This window comes from Frankia sp. CoBUL1 (genome assembly GCF_978021245.1).
Genome location: NZ_CDXDOS010000172.1, coordinates 1 through 7,362, shown reverse-complemented (window position 1 = coordinate 7,362; position 7,362 = coordinate 1). Strand labels below are relative to the sequence as shown.

The window sequence follows — 7,362 nt, the reverse complement described above, 5'->3', positions numbered from 1 at the left end:
GGCGGCCTGCAGCCGCCGAGCCGTGCGGATCACCGGTTCGACGAACCGGGCCGCCAGCGGGCCGAGGACGGCCATCAGCAGCACGTAACAGGCGGCAAGCGGGCCCAGCCGGGGTTCGAGGCCGGCCGCCACCGCGAGGCCCGCGATGACGATCGAGAACTCGCCGCGTGCGACGAGGGCGGCCCCGGCCCGGAACCGGCCCATGGTCCCGATTCCCGCCGAGCGGGCGGCCCACCATCCCGTCATGACCTTTGTCGCGGCTCCGGCGATCGCGAGCAGGGACCCGGTGAGCAGCGCCGGAGGGATCTCAGCGGGATCGGTCTGCATGCCGAAGAAGACGAAGAAGACCGCCGCGAACAGATCGCGCAGCGGCCGCAGGACCTCCTCTGCACCCTCGGCGACTGGTCCGGACAGGGCGATGCCGACGAGGAACGCACCCACCGCGGCCGACACCTGCATACGCTGGGCGACCCCGGCGACGAACAGGGCCAGCCCCAGGGCCCGGAGCAGCAGGATCTCGTCGTTGCGGTGGGCCTTCGGGTTGAAGACCAGCCGGGTGACCTTCTCGCTGTGCCGCAGCGCGATGTAGAGCACCGCCACCAGGACTCCGAGCGCGATCGCCACGGTCAGCGATCCGCGCACGAACGTGTGATGGGCCAGCAACGCGGTGAGAACCGGCAGGTACACCGCCATGGCGAGGTCCTCGAGCACGAGGACGGACAGAACAACTGGCGTCTCCCGGTTACCGAGCCGCCCGAGGTCCCCCAGCACCTTCGCGATGATCCCCGAGGAGGAGATGGCCGTCACCCCACCCAGAACGACCGCCGCCGTCGGGCCCCAGCCGAGGAGGAACGCGGCGACGACCCCGGGGGTGGCGTTGAGCGCCAGGTCGAGCACCCCGGCCGGCGCCTGTCTGCGCAGCCCGGACAGCAGCTCGTCGGCGGTGTACTCCAGACCGAGGGTAAGCAGCAGGAGGACGACCCCGATCTCCGCGCCGACCCCGATGAACTCCTCGCTGGCACCGAGCGGCAGCAGGCCACCCCGGCCGAACGCCAGCCCACCCACCAGGTACAGGGGAATCGGTGAGACACTGATGCGCAGCGCGAGGTGCCCGAGGACTCCTAGGCAAAACAGAATCCCGCCGAGCTCGAGGAAGGTCGTCGCGGTGGAGTGCACGCGGTCCCGACTGCCCTCCCTGCCCGCGTCAGCCGTTGCGGAGCAACATACCGACGGATGCGGTGTTCTCCGGCGTACCGACGACAACGACGACGTCTCCGGCCTCGAATCGGAAGTCCGGCCGCGGGGATGCGAGCACCTGCTGGTCGCGGACGACCGCGACGATGGAGGCGCCGGTGCGGGTACGGGCCTGGGTGTCCCCGAGCTCGCGGCCCACGTAGGGCGAGCCGGGCAGGATCACGATCTGCTCACCGACGAGCCCGGCGAAGACACGGTTGAGGTCGGCGAGCTTCTCGACGATGCGCGGGGCACCGAGCAGCTCGGAGAGCACGTCGCCCTCCTCCGGCGTCAGCGCGATGGACTCACGCGAGGCGTCCGGGTCGTCCGCGTCATAGATCACGAGGTCCCGGCGCCCGTGATGATGGGACACGACTCCGAGCCGGCGGCCGCTGCGCGTCGCGAAGTCATGCCGCAGCCCGATGCCAGGCAGCGCGGTCTCCTCGATCTCCACAGCAACCTCTCCGGCGCTCCGATGGCCTGCCTTCCCAGGAAGGCCCAGATGACCAGCCCCATCACACAGTAGTCAACCATCCGCGACCGCGCCTGGACGGTGTGCCCGCCCGGCCCCTACCCCACGGAGCGCGGGGATCCGCGGATCCGCGCGCTCCGTCGGCGTGTCGGCATCACGACACGTATCGGTCGAGGAGGTCGAGGAGATCCCCGCCACGATGTTCTTGCGTGACGCGTTATGACGGAAGAACGTCGCAGTAGGACAATGCCGCAGTAGAGCAGCGTCGCAGTAGAGCACCCTCTCCTCGCCCCGCCCACGATCCACTCAGGAGGGTTACCCGACGTGCTGACCCGAAGCGCCCGCCTGTTCCGCCGGATCGCCCTGACCGTACTGGGTCTCGGCGTCCTCGGCCTCGGGATCGCGATGTTGGCGCTGCCGGGTCCGGGATTCCTCGTCGTGGCGCTCGGGTTCTTCATCCTGAGTCTGGAGTACGAGTGGGCGCGCAGCCGTTTCGAGCAGGCCCGACGCAAGGCCGCCGACCTCGCCGATCAGGCGGCCGCGAACCGGTTCTCGTCGGCGTTCACGATTCTGTTCGCGCTGGGGATGATCGCTGCGGGAATCGCGTGGATCGTGGTCGACACCCTTCCCGCGTCCTCCGGGTGGTCCGGCGGAAGCCTGATCCTCAGTGGGCTCGTCATCCTGACCACCATGATCGTGAGTCTCTGGCAGGCGAAGGAGGCCCGCGATGCCGGCCGGCCCACGCCCGCCGAACTCCTCGCCCGGCGGGAGCTGGAGAAGAGTCGATCCTGATGGGCGAAAATCTACTGGCCCTGGGTGACCTGATTGATTCCGAGTACGTGCGGCTGGGCGTACACACACTTGTACAGGGCCGCGCGGTCGGCGCTCGACGCCTTCGCGACGTCGTACCGCAGCGGATAGATCCGGCTGGTGGCCAGCTGGTTGCGGTCCTTCGGCAGCTGGATGGCCCTGCCCACCGAGGGGCACGCGGCGCGCACCGCGTCCTTCTGCGCCTCGGTGGCTCCCGGGGCGAAGTACACGACGGCCTCCTGTTGCGGCGGCGGCCCGTCCAACGTCGCGTAGATCCCGAAAACGATCAGGCCGATGGTGGCGAGTACCGCCACGACGACCATCGTCCGGCGCCGAGGGTCGGCCAGGTAGCGAGCGGCACGGGCGACAGCAGGTGACGACGGTGGGGCCACGTGGTGAGTCCTGTCACATCGGGGAAGGAAATCTGGTCCGGACGACGGCTGGAGCACCGCCATGACCGGACCCCCAACGTAGTCCGCCGAGCGGGTCCGTAAGGTAAACGCCCTCATGAGGCTTAGCGACCTCCGCCACGGGTGACCGCCGGCCCGCCGCTGCGCGGCGTGCTCGTACCGGTTCACCGTCGACCGGCGGCGCTGTGCCCGCGATCGCGCCCAACGGCGGGCGACCCCGATGACATCGACCTCGATGATCATCAATTATTCGACGATCATCGATCCAGCGATGATCACAACCAGTGGACCATGGGAGCGAGGAACAGGTCGTGCCATCCCTGATCGAGGACTACGCGCTGATCGGCGACACCCACTCCGCGGCGCTCGTGTCGCGCACCGGGTCGATCGACTGGCTGTGCCTGCCCCGATTCGACTCGCCGTCGTGCTTCGCCGCCCTGCTCGGCGACTCCGAGGCGGGCCACTGGAAGATCGCTCCCGTCGAGCCGGTCCTGGGCGTCAGCCGGCGCTACCGGGGCGACACGCTGGTCCTGGAGACGGACATGACGACCGCGTCCGGCACCGTGCGCATCGTCGACGCGATGTTTCCCCGCGCAGGCACGCACACCGTGCTCCGCCTGGTCGAATGCCTCGAAGGCGCGGTCCACCTGCGATCGGAGACCCGGTTTCGCTTCGACTACGGCTCCATCGTGCCGTGGGTCCGCCGGGTGGACGAGCACACCATGTCGGCGGTGGCCGGGCCGGATGCGGTCACCCTGCGGACGACCGCCCCGATGGAGGGGCACGACATGGCCACCTACGCCGACTTCCACGTCGCCGCCGGCCAGTCGGTACCGTTCTCATTGACCTGGACCCCCTCCCATCAGACTCCCCCGCCGTCCCACGACGTCCGGCGCATGATCACCCTCACCGAGGCGTGGTGGTCGGACTGGATGGCGGGCTGCACCTACGACGGCCAGTGGCAGCCGGCCGTCCGCCGGTCGCTGATCACCCTCAAGGCGCTCACCTACGCCCCGACCGGAGGGATCGTCGCCGCCGTCACGACCTCGTTGCCGGAGCACATCGGCGGCGTGCGCAACTGGGACTACCGGTACTGCTGGCTTCGGGATGCGACGATCACGCTGCTCGCCCTGCTCGACGCCGGGTTCACCAGCGAGGCGACCGCATGGCGGGAGTGGCTGCTGCGCGCGGTCGCCGGTGACCCCTCCCGGGTACAGATCATGTACGGCGTTGCCGGGGAACGCCGGCTGCCCGAATACGAGATCCCGTGGCTACCGGGGTACGAGAACTCCGCCCCGGTGCGGGTCGGCAACGCCGCCGTCGACCAGTTCCAGCTCGACGTCTACGGCGAGGTCCTCGACGCCCTGCATGTCGCGCGGGTCGCGGTCGCCAACCGTCGCCAGACCGTGCCTGGGCTGGCGCTCCCCGGCGGGCAGACCATCACCGACAGCCATGCGGACGACTCCTGGCCGCTGCAGACCAAGCTGATGGACTTCCTCGAGACCGGCTGGCGGAAGACCGACGAGGGCATCTGGGAGGTGCGCGGCCCCCGCCGCCACTTCGTCCACTCGAAGGTGATGGCCTGGGTCGCGGCCGACCGGGCGGTACGCGGGATCGTCGAGTCCCGGCTACCGGGCCCTGTCGACCGCTGGTCGGCGCTGCGGGACGAGATCCACGCGGAGGTCTGTACCCGCGGGTTCGACTCCGAACGCAACACCTTCACCCAGTTCTACGGCTCCAAGGAACTCGACGCGGCGCTGCTGTACATGCCGCTGGTGGGGTTCCTGCCCGCCACCGACCCCCGCGCCGTGGGAACAGTCGCCGCCATCGAGCGGGAGCTGATGGAGGACGGGTTCGTCCTGCGGTATCCGACGGCCGAGGACGGCGCGGTCGACGGACTGCCCGCGGGCGAGGGCGCCTTCCTGGCCTGCACCTTCTGGTTGGCCGACAACTACGCCCTGTCCGGGCGGGTCCACGAGGCTCAGGAACTGTTCGAACGCCTGCTGTCGTTGCGTAACGACGTCGGGCTCCTCGCGGAGGAGTACGACCCCAGGCTGGGCCGGATGACGGGCAACTTCCCGCAGGCGTTCAGCCACGTCCCCCTGGTCAACACCGCGCGGACGCTCACCGACGCGCTGCGCGGCACACCGCGCTCGCGCACCGACCGGGCCCACCCGCCCGGCCACTTCTTCGGCTGAGCCCGCGGGACACCGACTGAGCCCGCGGGACACCCGGCTGACTACCGGCTCGTAACATACCGTGCACGCCGATACTGGATTCGTACGATCGGCGTGATCGGGATTCACGTTTTCGACGGACGGACAGGGGACGGGCGTGGTAGGTCGCATCGCGGTGATCGGCGGTGGAATTCTCGGGCTGGCGGTCGCCCGTCGGCTCGGGCAGGTCGAACCGGGATCGGCCGTGACGGTGTTCGAGAAGGAACAGGACATCGCCCGGCATCAGACCGGCCGCAACAGCGGCGTCGTCCACGCCGGTCTCTACTACGTCCCAGGTTCGCTCAAAGCGACCCTGTGCCGCCGTGGGGTCGGGCTGCTGCGGGAGTTCTGCGCCACGCACCGCATCCGGTACGACGAGTGCGGCAAGATCGTGGTCGCCGTCGACAACAGCGAGCTCGAACGGTTGGCCGAGATCGAGAAGCGGGCGACGGCGAACGGCGTACCGCGGACCCGGATGCTCGACGCCGACGAGCTGCGGTCCGTCGAACCCCATGCCCGCGGGGTCGCCGCCCTGCACTCACCCACCACCGCCATCGTCGACTATCCCGGGGTCGCGCGGGCCCTGCGTACCGAGATCGTCGCCGCTGGCGGGGCCGTGCGCACCGGAGCCGAAGTGATCGGGGTGGAGGATCGTCCAGCCGGCGTCCACCTTCGCCTCACGGTCGCCGGAACCGCGCGCGCGCGGCCCAACGGCAATCACGAGATGGCGTCCCGCAACGGTGGCCGGGTCGCCGTCGTCTCCGAAAGCGTCGGGCCGTTCGACCTGCTGATCTCCTGTGCCGGGCTGCAGTCGGATCTGGTGGCGACACTGACCGGCGAGGACGCCTCCCCGCAGATCGTTCCCTTCCGGGGCGACTACTGGCTGCTGCGCCCCGAGCGGCGTGGCCTCGTCCATGGGCTGATCTATCCGGTTCCGGATCCGCGATATCCCTTCCTCGGTATCCATCTCACCAAGCGCATCGACGGGGAGATCCTGGTCGGGCCGAACGCGATGCTGGCCACTGCCCGAGAGGGGTACACGGTCGGCACCGTCCAGGGCGCTGACCTGCGACGGACGCTCGCCTGGCCGGGGTTCCACAAGATGGCGAAGACCCACTGGAAGACCGGCGCCAAGGAGATGCTGCGCACGGCGAGCAAGCGGGCCTTCGTCGCCGAGGCCCGGCGCTATGTCCCCGAGCTGCGGGCCACCGACGTGGTTCGTGGCCCCGCAGGAGTCCGGGCCCAGGCCGTCGCCCGCGACGGTAGCCTCGTCGACGACTTCGTCCTGTCCCACAACGGACGAGTCGTGCATGTCCGTAACGCGCCATCTCCCGGCGCGACGGCGTCGTTGGCGATCGCTGAGCACATCGTCAGCAAAATCGTTCCTGAACGGGCCAGCTGACCGGCCTGAGAAACCGACAAGCCCGAGATTGACAATCCCGCGGCAACCCGTGCATCAAACCCGACGCGGCCGCCCACCAGGCCACGGCAGACGCTGGGATGGGCGAAGCCGGTCGAGGTTTTCAACGATTTACTGGCGAAGCACGCGTCGCCGTGACCGCTTGATTCCACACAGGTATTGGCGGCTCTCCGCAGTTCAAACCAGTCGTGGAAGTCGGACAGCTCCCGGGACACGGTCCTCCCCTTTCCTCGAGCGATCAACCCGGACAGGGTCCAGATTCCCTCTCGCTCCTTGAGGCCGATGTGGCCTCTGGTCGAGGATGGCGCAATGGCGTGGTGGGACCGGCCGCCCGGAGCGGAGGCTCCCCCGCCCCGGGCGGCGCGTCCGGAGGGACCGGACACCGGTATACCGCCGTCGGGATGCGTCGACGGCGGTATACCGGCAGACCCGCGCAGGGCCGCCGTTCACACCGTGTAGGGACGCTTCTCCCTGGCCTCCGCGAGCGCGACCGCCCACCACGCGAGTTTCCTGATCAGGGTCTGGGCAGCGGTGTTGCAGCCTTCGGGATCCTTGGGCGTGCCATCGGCGTGGAACCGGTCCCAGGCACCGTGGAAGCTGACCGTACCGCGGATGGTGACCGCGTGCAGCTCGGCGAAAACCTGGCGCAGGTGCTCCACCGCGCGCAGGCCGCCCGCCTGGCCGCCGTAGGAAACGAAACCCACCGGCTTCGCCTGCCACTCGGTGTAATGCCAGTCGATGACATTCTTGAGAACGGCCGGGTAACTGTCAGGGCTGCGCGAAGGTCGCGTGGTGTGACGG

At 69.4% G+C, this 7,362-nt stretch carries 7 protein-coding genes; 3 read left to right on the top strand and 4 right to left on the bottom strand.

The annotated features are described in order from the left end of the window. Both AC08OX_RS12680 and AC08OX_RS12675 read right to left on the bottom strand, forming a co-directional pair. The coding region (locus tag AC08OX_RS12680) for a cation:proton antiporter (RefSeq protein WP_476608008.1) at positions 1-1,176 on the bottom strand (1,176 nt) is incomplete at its 3' end. Between the two features lie 28 nt (positions 1,177-1,204). Further along, positions 1,205-1,687 carry a cation:proton antiporter regulatory subunit gene (locus AC08OX_RS12675; protein ID WP_476608007.1) on the bottom strand — a complete coding sequence of 161 codons (483 nt, stop codon included), beginning with the start codon at positions 1,685-1,687 and terminating at the stop codon, positions 1,205-1,207. Between the two features lie 342 nt (positions 1,688-2,029). Between AC08OX_RS12675 and AC08OX_RS12670 the strand changes: the two genes are divergently transcribed. Then, positions 2,030-2,497, top strand: a complete 468-nt coding sequence (locus tag AC08OX_RS12670; RefSeq protein WP_476608006.1) for a PGPGW domain-containing protein — start codon at positions 2,030-2,032, stop codon at positions 2,495-2,497. Positions 2,498-2,508: 11 nt separating this feature from the next. On the opposite strand, the gene AC08OX_RS12665 is transcribed toward AC08OX_RS12670, so the two are convergent. Next, positions 2,509-2,907: a hypothetical protein gene (locus AC08OX_RS12665; protein ID WP_476608005.1), complete on the bottom strand. Its 399-nt coding sequence runs from the start codon at positions 2,905-2,907 to the stop codon at positions 2,509-2,511. A gap of 329 nt (positions 2,908-3,236) precedes the next feature. Here AC08OX_RS12665 and AC08OX_RS12660 point away from each other — a divergent pair, with 329 nt between their 5' ends. Next, entirely contained in the window at positions 3,237-5,123 is a 1,887-nt protein-coding gene (locus AC08OX_RS12660) for a glycoside hydrolase family 15 protein (protein WP_476608004.1), read from the top strand. Between the two features lie 136 nt (positions 5,124-5,259). Then, on the top strand, positions 5,260-6,543 hold the full coding sequence (locus AC08OX_RS12655) for an L-2-hydroxyglutarate oxidase (protein ID WP_476608003.1): 1,284 nt from the start codon (positions 5,260-5,262) through the stop codon (positions 6,541-6,543). 464 nt (positions 6,544-7,007) lie between these two features. Here the strand turns inward: AC08OX_RS12655 and AC08OX_RS12650 are convergent. Next, a partial coding sequence (locus AC08OX_RS12650) for an NADPH-dependent FMN reductase (RefSeq protein WP_476608002.1) occupies positions 7,008-7,362 on the bottom strand: 355 nt, incomplete at its 5' end.